The organism is Rhizobium sp. RAF56 (genome assembly GCF_052113965.1).
Classification (GTDB): domain Bacteria; phylum Pseudomonadota; class Alphaproteobacteria; order Rhizobiales; family Rhizobiaceae; genus Rhizobium.
Map to the genome: position 1 here is coordinate 1 of NZ_JBFRDU010000040.1, position 21,597 is coordinate 21,597.

The following is a 21,597-nucleotide window of genomic DNA, read 5'->3' on the forward strand; positions in this document are numbered from 1 at the left end:
CGACGAGACAACCGCCTTCCAGCAACCATCCCAATCCGCCGCCACAGTTCCATCTGAAACTCTAGAGCGAAGGACATCGTCGCCAGCAGCGCCGCCGCCCTCGTCAGTGATCGGGCTTATAGACCCTACCCCTTTTCTAAGTCAACAGCCGAATTTCGAAAATCTCGTAAAATCGACAAGGCGCTGAATTTGCATACGAATTTCTCAGGGTGACTAAAATATGACAAATTCGGCCCGCAAATTCCCGCGCGGTTGCACGTTTTGGCCGCTGGATCGCACGCCCATGCGTCCTTGGCCGGGACGAATAGGTGGAATGCTCACGTGCACGCATATAGCGCGCACGTGAGCATAGGGAAGTGGGCTCGTCGGAGGTTCGGGCGCAACGCCGCCCACAGCGACGCAGGATTCACACAGGCAAGCGGAAATAGGGTTACAACTGGCAAGGTTTGACTCGCGCGTGATAAATATGCACTTGTTTCGCCGCGAAACAGCGGCTGGCAGGAAAAGGAACCGGACCCGATTGGCATGATGACGGACAAGATGATGCTCCGGTCGCTCGGCAACGAGCCGCCAATCCTGGCCGATGGCAGACGCGCACCCGACCGGCGCGAAGTTTCGCTGCGCTGGCTTTCGGGCACGTTCCTCACGGGCATCACCTCCAGCGTTCTGATGGGGGTCGCTCTCTTCGCGGCCCTTGACGGCCGCCAGCAGCTCGCCATTCCCGCCGAGGCCTATGCCGCCGCCGACGCGCACACCGACGATAACGGCCTGCAGGTAACGCGCGGCGGACGGCTGGTGGCGCCGGCGATTGCCGCCAAGCCCGCCGACCGCAGCATTCTTGAAGTCTCCACGGTTTCACATGATGGAGAAAAGGAGGTCGTGCGCCGGCAGCCCTTTGCACATGTGAAGATGGCGCTCGCGTCAAGCCACGTCACCACGGACGATTACCCCTCGTTCGATCCGTTGGCGATCTTTGCCGCCGACGACAATATTCCCGCCGTTGCCAACCGCACCGGCGCGATCTACGGCTCCGACGTCGAGTCGGAGGTCAGTCTGAAGACCCTCCCCTTCCCTTCCAAGGACGCGCAGTTTGCCCTGGCCGGCTCGATGACGCTCGACGAGGTCGAGGAAAACGTCCGCTCGAACGGCTCGGTCCTTACCGACGGCAATACGCAGCTGTCGGCGCTCTACTACATAGACCCGCGCCGCTTCGCAGCGGACGATGCCGATGTCGATTTGACGGCAGGGCTTGCCGCCCGCGTGGTCGAGGAAAACATGACGGTTTCGGCGCCCGACCAGGTGGTACCGCAAGCGCCTGAGTATGCCGACGATATCATTCCGATCCGGCAGGACACGAAAATCGCGACCGCACTGGTGAACGCCGGATATCCGAAGGCGGACGCCCAGGGCATCGCCGACCAAATCGAACCGCTGTTCGGGACGGCGGAAGTGGACGCGGGCGATGTTCTACGCATCGGCATCCTGCAGAAGGGCGAGCAGGCGAAGATCATCCGCGCCAGCATCTACCGCAAGGACCGCCACATGCTGACGGTTGCCCAGACCGACAGCGGCGCCTTCATTGCCGGCAGCGAACCACCGACACTCGACGCCGTCGCATCGGCATTCGACAACGACGCCCCTCCCGTAGCGGCAGGCCGCGACCTGCCACGCGTCTACGACGGCATCTACCGGGCGGGGCTTGCCTACGGCATGACGCAGCAGATGGTCGGCCAGATCATCAAGCTGCTCGCCAGCAACGTCGATTTCCAGGCGCAGCTGCGGCCGGCGGATTCGCTCGAGGCCTTCTTCTCGGTTGCCGACCAGAGCGGCCGGGCGACAGCAGATTCCGAACTCCTCTACGTCAACGCAAGGTTCGGCGACACGGTCACCCGTTTCTATCGGTTCGAAGATCCCGAGGATCATTCGATCGACTACTTCGACGAGAACGGTAAGAGCATCCGCCAGTTCCTGCTGCGCAACCCGGTGCCGAATGGCCTCTTCAAGTCAGGCTTCGGCATGCGCAGGCATCCGATCCTCGGATTTGCGCGCATGCATACCGGCGTCGACTGGGCAGCCCCCCGTGGTACGCCGATCATTGCCGCCGGCAACGGCGTCGTCGAGAAGGCCGGGTGGGATGCAGGCGGTTTCGGCAATCAGACGCTGATCCGTCACGCCAACGGTTATGTTTCGTCCTATAATCACCAGAGCGCGATCGCCAAGAGCGTGGTACCCGGTGCAAAGGTGGTGCAGGGCCAGGTGATCGGCTTCATCGGCTCGACCGGTCTCGCGACCGGCCCGCACCTGCACTACGAGCTGATCGTCAACGGCACCAAGGTCGATCCGCTGCGCATCCGCCTGCCGGGCGGCAAGGGCCTCAACGGCGATGCGCTCGTCAAGTTCGAGGAAGAACGGCACCGCATCGATTCGCTGCTCAGCGACGAGAAGGCGAAGCAGGTGGCGAGCCGCGAGTAAATCGCCGGCGCGAACGTCAAAACGTAAATGGCGGCCCTGCGGCCGCCATTCTTGTCTCTGCGCGACGAGCCTACGCCGCTTCGCTGACCGCCGCACGCGGGCGGAAGAGCAGACGGTCGGTGCCGCTCGTCACCTTCACGAGCGATCCATCCGGAATCTGGCCAGACAGGATCTGCTCGGCGAGCGGATCCTGCACGTATTTCTGGATCGCCCGTTTCAGCGGGCGGGCGCCATAGACCGGATCGTAGCCCTTTTCTGCCAGCCAGTGCCGGGCGTCGTCGTCGAGTTCGAGCGTGATCTTGCGCTCGGCCAAAAGATTGACCAGGCGCTTCAACTGGATATCGACGATCGCGCCCATCTCCTCGCGCTTGAGGCGATGGAAGAGGATGATCTCGTCGACGCGGTTCAAGAATTCCGGACGGAAATGGCTGCGCACTTCGCCCATCACCAGTTCGCGCACGGCGTCACTATCCTGACCCTCGCCGAGCTTGGTCAGATATTCGGCACCAAGGTTCGAGGTCATGATGATCATGGTGTTGCGGAAATCGACCGTGCGGCCCTGGCCGTCCGTCAAACGTCCGTCGTCCAGAACCTGGAGCAGGACGTTGAAGACATCGGGGTGTGCTTTTTCGATCTCGTCGAAGAGCACGACCTGGTAGGGCCGGCGCCGGACGGCTTCCGTCAAGGCACCGCCTTCCTCATAGCCGACATAGCCGGGAGGCGCACCGATCAGCCGGGCCACGGAATGCTTCTCCATGTATTCCGACATGTCCATGCGGACCATCGCCGTCTCGTCGTCGAAGAGGAAGCGGGCGAGCGCCTTGGTCAGTTCCGTCTTGCCGACGCCGGTGGGGCCAAGGAAGATGAACGAGCCGATAGGCCGGTTCGGATCCTGAAGGCCGGCGCGTGCACGGCGCACGGCACGCGACACGGCCTGCACGGCATCGCCCTGGCCGACGACCGAGACCCCCAACTCGTCTTCCATGCGCAGCAGCTTTTCCTTCTGGCCTTCGAGCATCTTTTCAACCGGGATGCCGGTCCAGCGCGAGACGACATGGGCGATATTATCGGCGGTGACCACCTCCTGGACCATGGAATCGCGATGTCCGTCCTTTTCCTCCGCGGTCGCAAGCTCCTTTTCGAGCTTCGGAATGACGCCGTAGGCAAGTTCTCCGGCGCGCTGGAATTCGCCCTTGCGCTGGACGATCGCCAGTTCGTTGCGCGCCTCGTCGAGCCGCTTCTTGAGGTCGGCGGCAAGGCCGAGCTTCTGTTTCTCCGCCTGCCAGCGGGCAGTCAACGCGTCCGCTTCCTCCTCGATCGAGGCGAGATCGCTCTCGAGACGGATCAGCCGGTCGGCGGAGGCCTGGTCGGTTTCCTTCTTCAGCGCTTCGCGTTCGATCTTCAGCTGGATGATGCGGCGGTCGAGTTCGTCGAGCTCTTCGGGCTTGGAATCCACCTGCATGCGCAGCCGCGCCGCCGCCTCGTCCATCAGGTCGATGGCCTTGTCCGGCAGGAAGCGGTCGGTGATATAGCGGTTGGATAGGGTCGCCGCCGCCACCAGCGCCGCATCGGCGATGCGGACCTTGTGGTGCTGCTCGTACTTTTCCTTCAGGCCACGCAGAATGGAGATCGTGTCTTCGACCGTCGGTTCCTCGACCATGACCGGCTGAAAGCGCCGGGCGAGCGCAGCGTCTTTTTCGACGTGCTTGCGATACTCATCGAGAGTGGTGGCGCCGACGCAATGCAGCTCCCCGCGGGCAAGCGCGGGCTTCAAGAGGTTCGACGCGTCCATCGCGCCGTCCGCCTTGCCGGCACCGACCAGAGTGTGCATCTCATCGATGAAGAGAATGATCTCTCCGTTTTCCGCCTGTACCTCATTGAGGACGGCCTTCAGCCGCTCTTCGAATTCGCCGCGATATTTCGCGCCGGCAATCAAGGCACCCATGTCGAGCGCCATCAGCCGCTTGTCCTTGAGCGATTCCGGCACGTCGCCGTTGACGATCCGGAGCGCCAGGCCTTCGACGATCGCCGTCTTGCCGACGCCGGGCTCGCCGATCAGTACCGGGTTGTTCTTCGTCCGGCGCGACAGAACCTGGATGGTGCGGCGGATCTCGTCGTCGCGGCCGATGACCGGATCGAGCTTGCCCTCGCGCGCTTCGCTCGTCAGGTCGCGCGCATATTTCTTCAGCGAGTCAAAGCCCTGCTCGGCATTGGCACTATCGGCGGTACGGCCCTTGCGGATGTCGTTGATGACCTGGTTGAGTGCCGTCGGCGTCAAACCAGCGTTCTTCAGCGTTGTCGACGTCGACGCAGTCGGCTCGATCCCCAGTGCCAGCAGCAGGCGCTCGACGGTGACAAAACTGTCGCCCGCCTTCTTGGCAGCCTCTTCGGCAGCGGTGAAGACTTTGGCAAGCGGCTGGGAGAGATAGACCTGGCCGCCGCCGCCCGACACCTTCGGCATCTTGGCAAGAGCGGCGTCATTGGCCAGGCGGGCGGCCTTGGCATCGCCGCCGGCGCGCTCGATCAAGGATGCGGCCATGCCCTGGTCGTCGTCGAGAAGAACCTTCAGCACATGCTCTGGCGTGAATTGCTGGTGCCCCTCGGACAGGGCATTCGTCTGGGCGGATTGCAGGAAACCGCGGACGCGTTCGGAATATTTTTCGATATTCATATGTTACCTCCATGGATCGCCATGCCCTGATGCGGCGCAAGACGATGATTGAGATGGAGCCCCCTCAAATAGGCTGGCTCCGCCCGCCGCGATTGGGATTTGCGGCGAGGCTGCTTCGTTGCGAATATGGGACGGGAATTGAAGAGTTTAAAGGGGCGGCAAAACGAAAACCCCAGCCTTGGCCGGGGTTCCCAAAATGCTGACCAAGCCGCGTCCGCGGCATGTCACTGGCTTATTCGGAAGCTTCCGCGAGCACTGGGGCTTCTGGGGCCTCCTGGTCCTCGCCGCCTTCGCTGCTGCGCCGCGGCTGGCGACGCGGGCGATTGCCGGCACTGCGGCGGCGGGGCTGGCGAGGCTGTCCGCTTTCGGCGGGCTGCTCTTCCTCGATAGCGACCTCGGCGGGTGTACCTTCGATTACCGGCTGAGGGCCGGTACCGTCGATAATCTCGGGAGCGGGTGCCGGCGCGGGAGCGTGGCTGCGCATCGGTGCACGCGCCATTTGCGGCTGTTCGTCCATATCCGAATCCGACGAATCCACATCGTCCATGTCCCGGTCGGAGCCGTCACGGTCGTTGAAGTCCTGGCGATCTTCTCGCTGAAAGCGTTCCTGCATCTGCGCCTGGGCGGCGAGAATGATGCGATTATAGTGCTCGGCGTGCTGGAGGTAGTTTTCCGCCATGACGCGGTCGCCTGCGCTGTGACTATCGCGGGCCAACGTCCCGTACTTCTCGGCGATGTGTTGCGCTGTTCCTCGAATTTTGACATCCGGGCCGGAGCTATCGTAGGTCCGGGTCAGCGGGTTGGCCCCCTTGCGGTTGAAATTGTTGTTATTGTTACCACCGCCGCCGCCACCATTGTTGCTGCCACGCCCGCGACCGCGCTTATTCTGCTGTCCTGGCCTCATCGATTCTTCACCTGACTGCTCATCTTGTTTGCTGATCTTCATACGCGGCGCCCGCTGCCCAAAGCTGAAACATTGCCAGGGCTCTCGCGCCGCAGGCAGAGTGCGCCACTGCGCCCGTCTGCCGCTCGACTACGTTAAAAAAACTGAATACGCATTGGGCTCTCTTCAACCTTTGGTCCTCTTTTCAGAGGGCCGGTCCCTAAGGCTGGTCCGGATCTGAACGATACTTCGTTCATTCCCTTTCGCCCGACGCGTAAGGGCAACCTATCTTGCTTCCTCGACAAAACCAAGCCTTTTCTTCTCAAGGAAAGCAGCGACCGCCAGCCTGCTACGTTTTGTCACTTCACCCATTTTGCTTCAATAGAAGGACCCGGTCATTTCGACCGTAATCCTTCACAGATTCAATAAGGAAGAAACCTGCTTCCTCGAATATCGCCGTCACAGCCACACGCTGATCGTATCCGATTTCGAGGCCCAGAATACCCTCTCTATGCAGAAATCTGCCGGCATCCGCAGCGATCGCCCTATAGGCGTCCAATCCGTCCGCGCCGCCGTCGAGGGCTGCCGGAGGATCGAAGAACTTCACTTCTGGAGCGAGAGTGGTGACAACGCTAGAAGCAATATAGGGCGGATTTGAGACGATGACGTGAAATCTGCCTTCAATGGCTTCGAACCAGCTTCCCTCTATCGCCTGGAAACGCTCCTCGAGCCCGTTGCGCGCCGCATTCTGCGACGCGGTTTTCAACGCCTCGGCGGATATGTCGCTGCCGACACCGTCCGCTTGCGGGCATTCGTGCAATAGAGCCAGGCAGATCGCGCCCGTTCCGGTGCCGAGGTCCAAAATGTGGATGCGGCCGACCCTTTTTGCAAGCTCGGCGACATGGGGAAGAACCGCATCGACGAGAATTTCCGTGTCGGGGCGCGGTTCGAGCGTCGCCGGCGAGAGCCTGAGCGACAGGCCATAGAACTCCCGTTCGCCGAGGATGCGGTGAACCGGCTCATGCGCCAACCGGCGCTCGATGGCAGCCCTTATGCTCGCCGCGGGCTCCGCCGCCACGGGCATATCCGAGCGCGAAACCAGTTCGGTGAAGGTCAGTCCCAAAAGCCCGGCAACAAGGATCCGTGCCTCGGTGGCGGGATCATCGAGCCCCCCCTCGGCGAAGCGAGACCGAACCTCGCCGAAAAGCTCCCCAAGCGTGAGGCTCTCGCTGCTCACGACTGCTCGCCGAGCTGCGCGAGCTGGCTTGCATGATAGTCCGCAAGCAACGCATTCACCACCTCGTCGATCTCGCCCTCCATCATGCGGTCGAGCTTGTAGAGGGTCAGATTGATGCGATGGTCGGTCACGCGACCCTGCGGGAAATTGTAGGTGCGGATGCGCTCGGAGCGGTCGCCGGAGCCGACCTGGCTCTTACGGTCGGCGGAGCGCTCGCTGTCGGCGCGCTGGCGCTCCATGTCGTAGAGCCGCGAACGCAACACCTGCATCGCCTTCGCCCGGTTTTGATGCTGCGACTTTTCCGAGCTCGTCACGACGATACCGCTCGGAAGGTGGGTAATGCGCACGGCGGAATCGGTGGTGTTGACGTGCTGACCGCCCGCGCCGGACGAACGCATGGTGTCGATGCGGATGTCTTCGGGGCGGATTTCCACGTCGATATCCTCGGCCTCGGGCAGCACGGCCACCGTCGCCGCCGACGTGTGGATACGCCCGCTCGCCTCGGTTTCCGGCACGCGCTGGACGCGGTGGACGCCGGATTCGAACTTGAGCTTGGCGAAAACGCCCTTGCCGGTGATGGTCGCGATGATTTCCTTGTAGCCGCCGGCTTCGCCATCGCTTGCCGAGAGGATTTCCACTTTCCAGCCGTTGGTTGCGGCAAACCGCTCGTACATGCGGAAGAGGTCGCCGGCAAAGAGCGCGGCTTCCGAACCGCCGGTGCCGGCGCGGATTTCGAGGATGGCGCTCTTTTCGTCGGCGGCATCCTTCGGCAGAAGCAGGATCTGGATATCCTGCTCCAGCGCCTCGATGCGTTCCTTGACCTCGGGCAATTCGACCTCGGCCAAGTCGCGCATTTCGCGGTCCACGGACTTGTCGGCGAGCAGCGTCTCGAGATCGACGAGCTCGCGCGTGGCCTTCTGATAGTCGCGGATCTTCAATACCACCGGCTGCAGCTCGGAATACTCCGACGCGAGCTTGACGTAAACCTCCGCCGAAGGCCCGGCCGACATGCGCGCTTCGATTTCACCGAAACGGCGCTCCAGCTCGTGCATCTTTTCAAGGGGAAGCTTCGCCACCCTGGCTCCGATCCTGATAAATTTCGTTCAAAGGGGAATATTGTGGCTTTCGGCAAAGCCGGCAAGGATGTCGCGCATCGAGGTCGTCGGGTGCGTATCGTTCAACGCCTCCTCCATGATCGCCGCCAGCGCCTTGACATCAAGCCCCAGAAGCATGGCCTTGACCGGACCGATCGAGGCCGGCGACATCGAAATCGAGCGGAAGCCGATGCCCAGCAACGCCATTGCCGAAAGCGTCTTGCCGGCGATCTCGCCGCAGAGCGTCACCGGCGTCTGATTGCGTTCCGCTGCCCGCACGATATCACGCAAGATGCGCAGGAAGGGCCGTCCGAGCACGTCGAAGCGATCGGCAACGCGGGCGTTGCCGCGATCCACCGCCATCGAAAACTGGAAGAGATCGTTCGAGCCGACGGAGATGAAATCCACCGCATCCATCAATTCGTCGAGCTGCCATAGCAGTGCCGGCACTTCCAGCATGGCGCCGAACTGCAGCTTGCGCGGCAGCGCGTAACCGAAGCGCGACAGGTGCTGCACTTCCTTCTGCAGCAACTCGCGCACTTCCGTGAGCTCGGACACTTCGGTGACCATCGGCACCATCATCTTCAACTCGCCATCGGCCGCGGCCCTAAGCATGGCGCGAAGTTGCGTGCGCAACAGGCCCGGCCGGTCGAGCGATAGCCGGATCGCGCGCCAACCGAGCGCCGGGTTTTCTTCCTCGTGCCCGCGAAAATAGGAGACGACCTTATCGCCGCCGATATCGAGGGTGCGGAAAGTGACCGGCTGCGTACCCGCCTGCTTGATGACGTTGCGGTAGAAGCTTTCCTGCTCTTCCGCCTTTGGCATCGTCGAGGCGATCATGAACTGCAGTTCGGTCCGGAAGAGGCCGATGCCTTCGGCGCCGGATTCGGCAAGCTGCGGCAGGTCGACGAGAAGGCCGGCATTCATCAGGAGCGATATGCGCTCGCCGTCCTTGGTGACCGGTTCGACGGCGCGCAGCGCCCGGAACTGAGCCTGCCGGCGAGCCCGAAACCGAACCTTCTCCTCGTAGGAGCGCTGGTGCTCGGGCATCGGACGCAGATGCACATGGCCGCCATCGCCATCGATGATCACGGGGTCGCCGTTTTCGGCGAGTGCCACCACCCCGGCCGCCTGGCCGACGACCGGAATACCCATGGCGCGCGCGACGATGACGACATGGCTGGTGACGGCACCTTCCTCGAGGACAAGGCCGCGGATGTTGGTGCGCGGATAGTCCAGCAACTCGGCAGCGCCCATGGCGCGTGCGATGATGACGGCGTCGTTCGGGAATCCGTCACCGGCAGTGCGACCCGTATAGCCGGTCAACTGCCGCAGGAGGCGGTTGGCGAGATCCTCGAAATCGTGCATCCGCTCCCTGAGGTACGGATCGGTCAGGCGCATCATGCGCGCCTTGGTGTCGCTCTGGACCTTTTCGACCGCCGCTTCCGCCGTCAGGCCGTTGCGGATCGCCTCTTCCAGCTTGCGCACCCAGCCTTGGTCGTGCGCGAACATGCGGTAGGTCTCCAGCACCTCGCGGTGCTCGCCCTCCATGGAAACGTCGCGGCGTGACAGCATGTCGTCGATCGAGATGCGCAGGCTGCCGAGCGAATCCGCGAGCCGGCCGATTTCCTTCTCGGTATCGTCGTTGAGCAGATTGGTGACGACGATGCGGGGCTCGTGCAGCACGACATAGCCGAGCCCGATGCCCTCGTTATAGGTATCCCCGTCGATAGTCACGGAACGGGTGAGATCGAGTTCGAGACCCGGTTTGGTGATCTTCTTGAGTTCGCCCGTGGCGATCATTTCGGCGAGAACCATCGCCGTGGTTTCGAGCGCTTCCAGCTCCTCGTCGCGATAGGTGCGACTCGCCTTGTTCTGAACGACAAGCACGCCGAGCGAGCGGCCGGTGCGCAGGATAGGTACGCCCAGGAAGGAGTGATAGATCTCTTCCCCGGTTTCCGGCAGGTAGCGGAAGGCCGGATGCGACTGGGCGTCGGAAAGGTTCAGCGGCTGGGCGGAAGCGGCGATCGTGCCGACGAGGCCCTGCCCCATCTTCAGCTGGGCAAGGTGGACGGCGTCCTTGTTCAAACCTTCGGTGGCGAAAAGTTCCAGCACGCCGTCGGCGCGCAGCACATAGACCGAGCACACCTCGGCCACCATGTTGCCTGCGATCTGGCGAACGATCCGGTCAAGGCGCTCCTGCGGCTCAAGCGGCTCCGCCATCAACTCGCGCAGCCGCTTGAGCAGAACGCGCGGACCGCCGGAAAGGTCTCTCATTGCGCTACTCGCTCCCGAAAATCGACAGAACCGCAGACTGATCCGCCCACCACCTCCCGGCGTTGTGGACGGCCACTTGCAGCTTCAGATCAACTCTTATCGAGACCGTAGCAGGAATGCAAAGTCCTGACCGCAAGTTCTGCGTAAGGGCCGTCGATAAGGATGGAAATCTTGATTTCCGAGGTGGTGATCGCCTTGATGTTGATGCCTTTTTCGGCAAGTGCCTTGAAAGCGGACGCAGCAACGCCCGCGTGGGAGCGCATGCCGATGCCGATGACCGAAACCTTGACGAGGCCCGATTCGCTCTGAATGACGTCGAAGCCGACCTTGTCCTTGTGGCCGGCAAGGACGCGCATCGCCTTTTCCGCATCGCCCGACGGCACGGTGAAGGTCATGTCGGTCTTCGAGCCATCCTCGGAGATGTTCTGGACGATCATGTCGACGTTGATGTGCGCCTCGGCCAGCGGCCCGAAGATCGCCGCCGAAACGCCCGGCCGGTCGGCCACGCGGCGCAGCGAGATCTGGGCTTCATCCTTGGCATAGGCAATGCCGGTGACTACTTCCTGTTCCACGATTTCTTCCTCGTCACAAATCAGCGTTCCGGGCGGGTTCAACAGATCGCCCATGCCCGGCGCATCGGGATCTTCGAAAGAGGAGCGCACGAAGGTACGAACCTTGTGCACCATGGCGAGCTCGACGGAGCGCACCTGCAATACCTTGGCGCCCAGCGACGCCATTTCGAGCATTTCCTCGAAGGCGATCTTCTTGAGGCGCCGCGCCTTCGGCTCGATGCGAGGGTCGGTCGTATAGACCCCGTCGACATCGGTATAGATGTCGCAGCGATCCGCCTTTACCGCTGCGGCGATGGCAACCGCGGAGGTGTCCGAACCGCCACGGCCAAGGGTCGCGATGCGATTGTCGGGACCGATACCCTGGAAGCCGGCGACCACGGCCACCTGGCCCTCGCCCATGCGCTTGACGATGTCGGCGCCGTCGATTTCCTGAATGCGAGCCGCGCCATGGGCGTTGTCGGTGCGGATCGGAATCTGCCATCCCTGCCAGGAGCGGGCGTTGATGCCCATGGCCTGCAGCGCGATCGCGAGCAGGCCCGACGTTACCTGCTCACCCGAGGCGACGACGGCGTCATACTCGCGCGCATCATAGAACGAATGCTCACCGCCGGCGACCTTCGGTTGGTTCTGCACCCAGGCAACCAGCTCGTTGGTCTTGCCGGACATCGCCGAGACCACCACCGCGACTTCGTGGCCGGCGTCGACTTCACGTTTCACATGGCGGGCGACGTTGCGGATACGGTCCAAGTCAGCGACGGAAGTCCCGCCGAATTTCATCACGATGCGTGCCATGAGCCTCTACCAATCAAGCGCCGGACCGGCCGAAGGCTGTGACCCGGCATCACGAAACCGCCCGCTGATCCACGCGGGGCCTTTAGGAAAGCGGGCTTTCGGGAAAGGCATGCAGCGCGAGAAGAACGGAACGTCCAGTTGCGGCGTCTCTTAGCGAGTTTGGACAAGGAGGGCAATGGGGTGAAGTAACGCAGTGTCGGGCTCGCTATGTTCACCCCATCTTAATAAGACTGTTCTTATGTTTGGCCGGTTCGAGCAGACGCAGGAAGCGTCAATTCAGCCGCATGATCGCGGATCGGACGCAAGATATGCTTGCCGCAATCTTCACCCGAAGCCCCGTGAAAGGCGCTGCATGATGGCGACCGTCGTTCCTTCCCATAAAGAGCTAGCGCAGCTAAGCCGCAGGGAACTCTACTACAACGTTTTCAGCACGCTGATGCGGCTGCAGATCGAAGCCTCTCCGGTCCACTACGAGCTGATGTGCGAGATCATCAGCGGCAACAATCCGGAGCTCCGCGAGAAATTCGCGCGGCTCGGCAAGAACATCAGCGACGCGGACATGGAGGAATTGGCGCGCAGCTATGTGCCGCACCATTTCGAAAAATCCGCCCTGGACAGGTCCGCCACGCTCATCCGCGGCGAATTGACGACGCTGAAGCAATCGCTCGAGACCGGGCACACATCGCTTTCCAACTATACCAGCCTGCTCGGGCAGGCGACCGGTCGGATATCCTCGGCCGATCCAAGCGATACCGAGGCCCTCCAGAGCGAGCTTCAGGCGATACGCCAGGCGACGGAGGTTCAGCGCACGCAGAGCTCGCAGCTTCTGACGAGCGTCACCACACAGATTTCCAAGGTCGGCACGATCCGTGACGAGCTGGACGAGTTCGAGCGAACGAAATTCCTTCACGTCGCCACGCAGCTCGCCAACCGCCGTGGCTTCAACAAGCGACTGACCGAAATATACATGCAAGAGCATTTCCCGGAGGAAGTGTCCCTGCTCTTCTGCAATCTCGTGGCACTGCAGCCCTTCGAGAAGAAGGAGCTGATCAAGGCCAAGGAGGCTATTCTCCAACGCCTCGGCGCGATCGTGTCCCAAAGTGTGCGGCGCGCCGACTATGCCGCCTGGCTGGACCGGCCGCAGATCGGTATCGTCGTTGCGACGACCTCGGAGGCGGATATCCAGCGCCTGACGGAGCAGTTGAAGCTCGGCTGCCTCGGTGCGTTCGGCGCCAGGCAGGGCGCACCGATCGTCACCGCTCGTTTCGGATGCGCCAATACGCTTGATGCCAAGGCCCTAACCGACCTGGTCTCGAATGCCGAAAAAGCTCTCGAGACCGCGATCGCGGCGGACGATGACAAGGTCGTCTTCTTCGGGGGTGGCAAAACGGCGGCCGTCCGCAAGGACTGGTCGCTCTATAAAGGCTAGGCCCGGCTCGAGGCGCGCCGTTCAGCGCGCAATCGGACCGTCTGCTTTCTTCCAGGCGTCGATGCCGCCTTCTATGTGGCAGGCGGTCACGAGACCGGCCGCCTGGGCGGCCTCCACGGCCATCGCCGAGCGCTCGCCGAAGGCACAATAGAACAGGATACGTTTGCCGGTCGCCGTCGCCAGCTCGTGCAGCATGCCGCCATCGCTGATGTTTTCCTGAAGATCGGGATAGGGCGCGTGTAGTGAGCCCGGGATGACCCCGTACTTTTCGCGCTCGCCCTTTTCACGCAGATCGATGATCGCGATATCGGGACGGCCCCGCAACGCCATTGCCTCGACGGCCGACAGCGCCCAACCACGGCGCGCGATCTCGTCCTGATGCAGACCGACGTGCACATTGGCGGGAACCGCGACGTCCATCATCTTCGGGTTGGGCAGGTTCAAATTGTTCATCAGGTCGACGTATTCGTCGATCGAGCGGACCTGCAGGCGCGGATTGAAGCGCTTTTCCTCGCCGATGGTCGAGACGGTGTCGCCCTTGTAGTCGTGTGCCGGGAAAAGCAACGTTTCCTCCGGCAATTTCAACAGCTTGTTGAAGATCGAATGATACTGCTGACGCGGGTCGCCGTTCTGGAAATCGGTGCGTCCGGTGCCACGGATCAACAACGTGTCTCCGGTAAACACCCGCCCGTCCATCAGGTAGGAATAGGAATCGTCGGTATGACCAGGCGTATAGAGAACGTCGAGGCTCAAACCCTCGATATTGACGCGGTCACCCTCGGTCACGCGCATGGAGACGACGTCGGCTTTCGTCTGCTCCCCCATGACAGTGATGCAGTGGGTGCGGTCGCGCAGGGCGCCAAGGCCGGTGATGTGGTCGGCATGCAGATGCGTATCGACGGCTTTGACCAGCTTTAGATCGAGCTCCCGTACGAGCTGCAGGTAGCGGTCCACCTTCTCGAGCACGGGATCGATGATCAGCGCCTCGCCGCCTCGCCGGCTGGCGATGAGATAGGTATAGGTGCCGGAAACGCTGTCGAAGAGTTGGCGGAAAATCATCGGTATCTCCAAAGCGCCGAGCACAAGCACTGTCGCGCCCGGCGCTTTCGATATCGGCTCGTCGCGACCCTCAGGCGCGAAAACGGGTCGACTATGCCAAACAAAAACCGCGCCGGAGCGCGGTCGTCGATGTTATTTCGGCTGCGGCACGATGCGGATATAGGGCTTCGGCGCGCGCCAGCCGTCCGGGTACTTCACCTTGGCCTCTTCGTCGGTGACGGAACCGGCAATAATCACGTCATCGCCATTCTTCCAGTTCACCGGCGTCGCCACCTTGTGGCTGGCGGTGAGCTGCAGGGAGTCGATGACACGCAGCACCTCGTCGAAATTGCGACCGGTCGTCATCGGATAGATTAGGATCAGCTTCACCTTCTTATCCGGACCGACGACGAAAACGTTGCGCACAGTCTGGTTGTCGGCGGGGGTACGCTTGGTGGGATCGCCGGATACAGCCGCCGGCAGCATGCCGTAGAGCTTCGAGACGTTGAAGTCGACGTCGGCGATCATCGGGAAATTCGGCGCGTGGCCCTGCGTCTCTTCGATGTCGGCAACCCAGCCGGCATGGCGGTCGAGCGGATCGACCGAAAGGCCGATGATCTTGACGCCGCGCTTGTCGAATTCAGGCTTGATCTTGGCCATGTAGCCAAGCTCCGTCGTGCAGACCGGCGTGAAGTCCTTCGGATGCGAAAAAAGCACGGCCCAGGAATCGCCGACCCAGTCATGGAACCGGATCTTGCCGTCTGTCGTCTCGGCCTCGAAGTCCGGTGCGATGTCATTGATTGCTAGTGTCATATTAGGTTTACCCCATGTGTTTGCCGCGGCGCAGTCTGCACCTTTTATGCCGTTGCGCAACTCCTCTCTTTGGGCAAGGCGAATGCGCACCACCCGGAAACGCTAGCCCAGAATCTGCATGCTGCCGAGCCCGAGAATGTCGTTGAAAAGCGCAATGCCCATGCCGATGGCGACGATGAGAAGTCCGATCAGAAACAACCGGCGCGAACGGTCATATTTCGCCGCCAGGAGGGAATCGCGCGCCAGGAGATCGGCAAACACCTTGACCTGGATCGCGATCCCTACCACGAGAAGCAACGCCGGGAGGATATCTATTCGGCTCCAGTCGTTCGGATTGGAGACCCAGCGGCCAATGAAATTCAACGAGAAACCGAGAATGATACCGGCCGCCGTCAGCGACCCGTTGCGGAACGTCGCGTCGATCTTTTCCGGATCGGTTTCAGGCATGGATACCTCTTGGAGCGCCACGGCCTAAGAAGGTCAGAATTTTTGGGGGGTGACAAGCGCCAGCCTCGATAGGGCAGAATCAATTCGGGGCGCCGGCACGACTTACGCTCAAAAATACTCTTGATATTTTAGAGCAAGCGTTCTATTTAATTTTGGAGCAATTGATCTATAACGGCTAAAGTGATCCGGAGACAGATATGGGCCGTCCCCGTCAATTTGACGAGAAAGTGGTCTTGGACGCAGCAACCGACGTCTTCTGGACGAAGGGCTACGAGGCGACGTCGACCCGCGATCTCAGCGATTGCATGGGATTGACCCACGCAAGCCTCTACAATGCTTTCGGCGACAAGCGGGCGCTCTTCATACGCGCGCTCGACAACTACCTGGATCGGTCGCTGCGAGAACGCATTACACGGGTGGAAGCCACCTTTCCTCCCGACCGCGCGATTGTCGCTTTCCTCCACGAAGTCGTTGAACGGTCTCTTGGCGACGCCGAGCAGCGCGGCTGCATGCTGGTGAACTCCGCGCTGGAGGCGCGCTCGGATGATCCGGAACTTAGAAGCATCGTGGCGGCCGAGACGACGGTGATCGAGGATTTCTTCCGTCGCTCCATTCTGGCGGCGCAAAAGACCGGCGAAATTTCGCTCGAAGTGTCTGCCGATGATTCGGCGCGGCTGTTGCTTTCGGCACAGCTCGGATTGCGCGTGCTTGCGCGTGTGCGGAGCGACCGCCCCCTCATCGAGGGCATCGCCCGCTCGGCGGTCGCCACCCTTGGCCTCACCTGGCCTTCGCAGGGAAGCGAACCGGGCGGATAAAAGCCGCCCATCGCATTCGTTGAAAAATCACATCGTTTGATCGGCCCGTGGCGGAAAGCCGGGCCGGATGGAAAGGCTGTTGCCCCGTGTCTCTTCACTCGACTTCGATGGCCGGCGCACCCTCGCTCGACCGCGCCGCATGGTTCGCCACGCTCTCCGGCCTTTGCGGCAGTTTCGTCGCGATCGGTCTTGCCCGCTTTGCTTACACGCCGCTCATTCCAGCGCTGATCGAGGCGCACTGGTTTTCCGCTGCAGACGCCGTAACGCTCGGCGCCGCCAACTTCGCCGGCTACCTCGCCGGCGCCCTGCTCGGCAGGCCGCTCGCCGCCGTCCTATCCAACCGGCACGCGTTGCGCTTGCTGATGGCGGTGGCGACGGCCGCATTCTTCGCTTGCGCCTATCCGCTATCGATCACCTGGTTCTTCTTCTGGCGCTTCCTCTCCGGGCTCGCGGGCGGATCGATCATGGTGCTTGTGGCGACCAGCATCCTGCCGCATATCCCGTCCGCACGACGCGGCTTTGTCAGCGGCGCGATATTCCTGGGGCTGGGGCTCGGCATCGCCGCATCGGGAACCCTCGTGCCGGCCTTGATGGGGTTCGGCCTGAAGGACACTTGGATTGGCCTCGGCCTCCTGTCGCTGGCGTTGACGGCGTTGAGCTGGTTCGGATGGCCGGGCGGCATTGTTGCGCCGGCGACCGCGCCGGCTGCGGAGCATTCGCTTCCCGCGACAAGCAAGCGGTCCCTGCGTGTCCTCTACGGCCAGTATGCGGCAAACGCGCTGGGTCTTGTCCCGGTCATGGTTCTGCTTGTCGACTACGTTGCGCGGGGGCTCGGAAAAGGCGCCGACATTGGTGCCGCCTATTGGGTGCTCTATGGTTTGGCGGCGATCGCCGGTCCGCTGCTGTGCGGCACCGCAGCCGACCGCGTGGGCTTCGCCGCCGCCTACCGCGCCGCCCTCCTGCTGCAGGCGATCGCCGTTGGAACGCTTGCAATCACCGGCAACCCGGTATTGATCGGCATGGCGACCGTCGTGCTTGGGATCTTCACGCCGGGAATTGTTCCGCTCACGCTCGGCCGTATCCATGAGATCCTGCCGCACGACCCGATGGAACAACGCGCCGCCTGGAGCCGGGCGACGACGGCCTTTGCGCTTTTCCAGGCGCTCGGCGGTTACGGCTACTCGTTCCTGTTCAGCCACAGCGGCCAGAACCATGCGCTCATCTTCCTTTGCGGCGCGGCCGCGCTGGCGCTGGCGCTCGCTGCGGATTTCCTCTTCGCAGCGAGGCGGTCGGTGGCACAGGCCTCTTGACTTCCGCCCGGGTTCGTCCGACTCCACTGATCGCCATATCAGGGAGCCAAGACATGACCGAAGCGGCCAAGAGCACCGTCGATCAGAGCGAGGTGGACCGCTTTTCCGCCATGGCGGCGGAATGGTGGAGCCCGACCGGCAAGTTCAAGCCGCTGCATAAATTCAATCCGGTGCGGCTCACCTATATCCGCGACCACGCCGCCGAGAATTTCAGCCGCGACCCGAAGGCGCCGCGTCCGCTGGAGGGCCTGCGGGTCCTCGATATCGGCTGTGGCGGCGGTTTGCTCTCCGAGCCGGTCGCGCGGATGGGGGCTTCCGTCGTCGGCGCCGATCCCTCGGAAAAGAACATCGGCATCGCATCGACCCACGCACGGGCGTCGGGCGTGACGGTCGACTACCGAGCCGTCACCGCCGAGCAGCTCGCCGAGGCCGGCGAAACCTTCGACATCGTGCTCAACATGGAAGTGGTCGAACACGTCGCCGACGTCGAATTCTTCCTGTCGACCTGCGCAAGGATGGTTCGCCCCGGTGGATTGATGTTCGTCGCCACCATCAACCGCACCCTCAAGGCCGCGGCGCTCGCGATCTTCGCGGCGGAAAACGTTCTCAGGTGGTTGCCGCGCGGCACGCACCAATACGAAAAGCTCGTCCGCCCGGACGAAATCGGAAACCCGCTGGCCGAGGCTGGCATGAACGTCATCGCCCGCACGGGCGTTTTCTTCTCGCCTATGCAGAACCAGTGGAACCTGTCCAAGGATATGGATGTGAACTACATGCTGGTGGCGAAGCGCCCGGCGGAGACGCGATAGGCCTCAGCGGCCGGCGAGCGTCAGGATTTTCTCGCGCAGCCTTTTCGCCACGCTCTTGGTGCTTCGATACATGTGAAGCTGGGCTGTCACCTGGCGGACATCGCGGTCGCCGTTCTGCGTCAGGCCGACCACCAGCGTCCCCATCGCTTCACGCTCCCGCCAGAAGCGGCTCATGATGGGATGACCTTGGACGGCGCAGGAATCCGAGCGCTCTATGTTCGGATCGTCGAGCTGCCATTCGGTTACGCGGCCCATCAGAAGTTTGCCGGGTGAGAAGCGCGCGAACGCCTCGTCATAGGCCGTTTTCCAGGTGGAGGCTTCGCCTCCCATCATCAGCACGATCATCGAAGCGATCGCCCGCCCGTCGAGATCGATCGTGTGGATACGGACGGCATCGACCGCAGCCAGGTTCGACACCGCCTCGCGGGCAAACGCGGCATGGTGCCGGTCGAGCACCAACGCGCTTCGTTTCTTGCCCTTCCAGCCGTCCGCCTCCAGCGCCAGGAATTCTTCCATGCGCGCATGCACTTCCATCGGTTGACGTGCGACGGCATAGGAAACCTTGCCCTCATCCTCCAGCAACCGCCATTGCCGTCGCATCTCGCGCAGATGTGACGCGGTGATCGCGCGTTTCAGATAGTCGATGCCGTCGTCGGCGCTCTCGAGCATCGGACGTTGATAGGGATTGGCGATGCTGACCGGCAGATTGCGGCCGATTGCGACCACCTTCGCCAGCTGCGCAAAGCGGCCGTTGAGCCGGATATCGGGAACAACGAGGGTGGAAGGCAGCCCGGTGTCCGGCCTTGCCAACGCCTCGAAGAGATTATCCAGCGTTTCGGCAGCGTCTTCCGCATCGACGAGCGGCGTGCCCAGAGGCGCAAAAGCATTTGCCCAGACGCGAATAATGGACGGCCCGATGGCGATACCGGGCTTGTCGACGCTGAAGGGCATCAGCAGGCGTATCCGACTTGCGGTGCCGTTCTGGTCGCGCATCAGCGCCAGCCGCACCTGGCGATCCTCCAAGCGCGGCATGGCGGGCGCGAGAAAGCGGCCGGTGAAGAAGACGTTGGGCTCCATTGCCCTGTTCGAGAGGTAGTCGAGTTCCTCCTGCAGCTCGTAGCCCAGCCTGCCGGGATAGAAGCAAAGCTGGCGGCCGGGTCTGCCGACCTCCAGACTGGTGTCGGCGCGAGGCGCATCGAAATGAAGCGATGCAATTCGGTGCGTGACGCCCCCGTTGGCATGGGTGCGGTCGATCAGCGGACGCGGCGCGGTCATGCGGCGAGCCCCGCGTTTGGCGTTATCGTCGCGGACCTTGCGAAGGCGAAGGATACGATCCCCAGCGCGCGGCGGACCGCCAGATAGAGCAGCAATGCCTCAAGCGACATCGCAGCGGCTGATGCCGCGGCGGCGCCTTGAATACCGAAGACGGGAATCAGCACTACGTTGAGCACGACAGCAACGGCAAGCACGCCTGCATAAAGATAGCCGCAGAGCGTCTGCCGCCCGGCCATGATGAGGAGCAGTTCGCAGGGACCGACCAGAGCCTTGGCGAGAATGCCGGCAAAGAGGATCGTCATCAGCGGTCGTCCGGCCGTGAACGCCGCGCCGAACAGCGAGAGCAGGAAATCTCCGGCGGCAAGGACGACAAGCCCAATGGCGAGCGCCGGCCAAAAGCTCCAACGCGCCGCCTCAGCGGTGAAGGCTGAAAGCTTTGCCGGGTCATTCTCGGCGATGATGGCCGAAAAGCGCGGGCCTGCGGCCGCCTTGACGGAGAACTGCACGAAATGCACCAGCGCCATGGTCTTGGCAGCGGCGAAATAGACGGCGACCTGTTCGGGACTAAGGAAGAGCCCGACTGCCGCGACATCGGCATTGGTCAACAGGTAGCCGATGCCCTCGATTACGAAGATCGGCAAGGCGGCCTTCGTCCAGATGCCGAGTTCGATCGCCTTCGGGCCTGCCGGATAGCGGCGGCCAAGTCTTCGCGTAACGACCGCAAACTGGAGGACGACGGTTGCAAGTGCTGCCGCCAACCCAGCCGCGGCCGCCGTAACCGCGCTTCCTGGAACACCGAAAAATAGCGCCGCGAAGAAGAATGCGAGGATAAGCGCTGGACGGACGAGGAAGGTCGGGCTGAGCGCCATGATGGGCCAATGGTTGGCGCGCGCCGTGCCGTCAAGCACATCGCCGAGCGCGATCATTGGCAGCGTCATCAGCCCAAGCGCAAGCGGCGCGACATAGAAATCCTTGATCGTCCCGCTGACGACCCAAAGGATGCAAAGACCGATCGCGGTCAGCATCCCGGCGGAGGTCAACACGAAACGGCGGGCGGTCGCGATCAGGCCGCGAGCTTCGGCAAGGGCGCCGACGGCGCGGTACTGCGGCAGGAAGCGGATGATCGCCGTCGGAAGGCCCAAACAGGAAAGATTGCCGAGAAGAACGGCCAGCACCCAGACGAAGACGAAGATGCCGTACTCAAACTCACCCATCATCCGGGCGAGCGCGATCTGGGAAACGAAAGCAAGCGCTGCGCCAAGGATACGGATTGTGAAGGCTGCGAGAGCCATGCGGCGGTCCGCCGCCTGTTCGTCGGAGCCAGCAGCAACCAACCGGACAACCGCGATCAGCGCCGCCCATCGCCCGGACAACCCAGACGGCAGCACTTTTCCAGCTGTTTCCATGAATGCCATTCTCAACACGCGATACTTCTTGAACGCAGGCATAACGTGACGGCAGTCTTGCCAGATCAGCGTTAACAAATGGTTTTTCGGGAGGCGGGAGCCTGTGGAAAACAGCCGCTCACAGAGGGCTAATGAAATCCCTCGTTTCTCCGGCAACCCTATGAAAACATGAGACTAAATGTATGGGAGTAGCGCTCGCCAAAAACGCGAAATGCCGCCCTGAGAGAGGCGGCATTTCAACTTTATAATATTTTTTC

General features: G+C 62.3%; 16 protein-coding genes. 5 read left to right on the forward strand and 11 right to left on the reverse strand.

Annotation, left to right across the window (positions count from 1 at the left end):
• Positions 1–525 precede the first annotated feature (525 nt).
• Positions 526–2,472, forward strand: coding sequence for a M23 family metallopeptidase (locus AB4048_RS24120; RefSeq protein ID WP_442204526.1), 1,947 nt, complete (start codon positions 526–528; stop codon positions 2,470–2,472).
• A 70-nt stretch (positions 2,473–2,542) separates the two neighbouring features.
• Here the strand turns inward: AB4048_RS24120 and clpB are convergent, their stop codons facing one another.
• The 6 genes from clpB to AB4048_RS24150 all read right to left on the reverse strand — a co-directional run bounded on the left by clpB (position 2,543) and on the right by AB4048_RS24150 (position 11,998).
• Positions 2,543–5,143, reverse strand: a complete 2,601-nt coding sequence (gene clpB / locus AB4048_RS24125; RefSeq protein ID WP_442204527.1) for an ATP-dependent chaperone ClpB — start codon at positions 5,141–5,143, stop codon at positions 2,543–2,545.
• 232 nt (positions 5,144–5,375) lie between these two features.
• Positions 5,376–6,047, reverse strand: a complete 672-nt coding sequence (locus AB4048_RS24130) for a DUF4167 domain-containing protein (protein WP_442204567.1) — start codon at positions 6,045–6,047, stop codon at positions 5,376–5,378.
• 343 nt (positions 6,048–6,390) lie between these two features.
• Positions 6,391–7,263: a peptide chain release factor N(5)-glutamine methyltransferase gene (prmC, locus tag AB4048_RS24135; protein WP_442204528.1), complete on the reverse strand. Its 873-nt coding sequence runs from the start codon at positions 7,261–7,263 to the stop codon at positions 6,391–6,393.
• Positions 7,260–8,339, reverse strand: a complete 1,080-nt coding sequence (prfA, locus tag AB4048_RS24140) for a peptide chain release factor 1 (protein ID WP_442204529.1) — start codon at positions 8,337–8,339, stop codon at positions 7,260–7,262. The genes prmC and prfA overlap by 4 nt, the downstream gene beginning before the upstream one ends.
• 27 nt (positions 8,340–8,366) lie before the next feature.
• Positions 8,367–10,634, reverse strand: coding sequence for a phosphoenolpyruvate--protein phosphotransferase (gene ptsP, locus AB4048_RS24145; protein WP_442204530.1), 2,268 nt, complete (start codon positions 10,632–10,634; stop codon positions 8,367–8,369).
• Between the two features lie 89 nt (positions 10,635–10,723).
• On the reverse strand, positions 10,724–11,998 hold the full coding sequence (locus tag AB4048_RS24150) for an aspartate kinase (protein WP_442204531.1): 1,275 nt from the start codon (positions 11,996–11,998) through the stop codon (positions 10,724–10,726).
• A gap of 352 nt (positions 11,999–12,350) precedes the next feature.
• On the opposite strand from AB4048_RS24150, the gene AB4048_RS24155 reads away from it, so the two are divergent.
• A complete protein-coding gene (locus tag AB4048_RS24155) occupies positions 12,351–13,427 on the forward strand; it encodes a diguanylate cyclase domain-containing protein (RefSeq protein WP_442204532.1) in 1,077 nt (358 codons plus the stop codon).
• 21 nt (positions 13,428–13,448) lie between these two features.
• On the opposite strand, the gene AB4048_RS24160 is transcribed toward AB4048_RS24155, so the two are convergent.
• The 3 genes from AB4048_RS24160 to AB4048_RS24170 all read right to left on the reverse strand — a co-directional run bounded on the left by AB4048_RS24160 (position 13,449) and on the right by AB4048_RS24170 (position 15,725).
• Positions 13,449–14,486 (reverse strand): MBL fold metallo-hydrolase, encoded by a 1,038-nt coding sequence (locus tag AB4048_RS24160; protein ID WP_442204533.1) that lies wholly within the window; start codon positions 14,484–14,486, stop codon positions 13,449–13,451.
• Positions 14,487–14,618: 132 nt separating this feature from the next.
• On the reverse strand, positions 14,619–15,278 hold the full coding sequence (locus tag AB4048_RS24165; RefSeq protein ID WP_442204534.1) for a peroxiredoxin: 660 nt from the start codon (positions 15,276–15,278) through the stop codon (positions 14,619–14,621).
• Between the two features lie 102 nt (positions 15,279–15,380).
• A complete protein-coding gene (locus tag AB4048_RS24170) occupies positions 15,381–15,725 on the reverse strand; it encodes a hypothetical protein (protein ID WP_442204535.1) in 345 nt (114 codons plus the stop codon).
• Between the two features lie 197 nt (positions 15,726–15,922).
• Between AB4048_RS24170 and AB4048_RS24175 the strand changes: the two genes are divergently transcribed.
• The 3 genes from AB4048_RS24175 to ubiG all read left to right on the forward strand — a co-directional run bounded on the left by AB4048_RS24175 (position 15,923) and on the right by ubiG (position 18,659).
• Positions 15,923–16,540 (forward strand): TetR/AcrR family transcriptional regulator, encoded by a 618-nt coding sequence (locus tag AB4048_RS24175; RefSeq protein WP_442204536.1) that lies wholly within the window; start codon positions 15,923–15,925, stop codon positions 16,538–16,540.
• 86 nt (positions 16,541–16,626) lie between these two features.
• Positions 16,627–17,850 (forward strand): YbfB/YjiJ family MFS transporter, encoded by a 1,224-nt coding sequence (locus AB4048_RS24180; protein WP_442204537.1) that lies wholly within the window; start codon positions 16,627–16,629, stop codon positions 17,848–17,850.
• Between the two features lie 53 nt (positions 17,851–17,903).
• Positions 17,904–18,659 carry a bifunctional 2-polyprenyl-6-hydroxyphenol methylase/3-demethylubiquinol 3-O-methyltransferase UbiG gene (gene ubiG / locus AB4048_RS24185; RefSeq protein WP_442204538.1) on the forward strand — a complete coding sequence of 252 codons (756 nt, stop codon included), beginning with the start codon at positions 17,904–17,906 and terminating at the stop codon, positions 18,657–18,659.
• Positions 18,660–18,662: 3 nt separating this feature from the next.
• On the opposite strand, the gene AB4048_RS24190 is transcribed toward ubiG, so the two are convergent.
• Entirely contained in the window at positions 18,663–19,934 is a 1,272-nt protein-coding gene (locus tag AB4048_RS24190; protein ID WP_442204539.1) for a GNAT family N-acetyltransferase, read from the reverse strand.
• Positions 19,931–21,349 (reverse strand): lipopolysaccharide biosynthesis protein, encoded by a 1,419-nt coding sequence (locus tag AB4048_RS24195; protein ID WP_442204540.1) that lies wholly within the window; start codon positions 21,347–21,349, stop codon positions 19,931–19,933. Before AB4048_RS24195 ends, AB4048_RS24190 begins: the two co-directional genes overlap by 4 nt.
• Positions 21,350–21,597 lie beyond the last annotated feature (248 nt).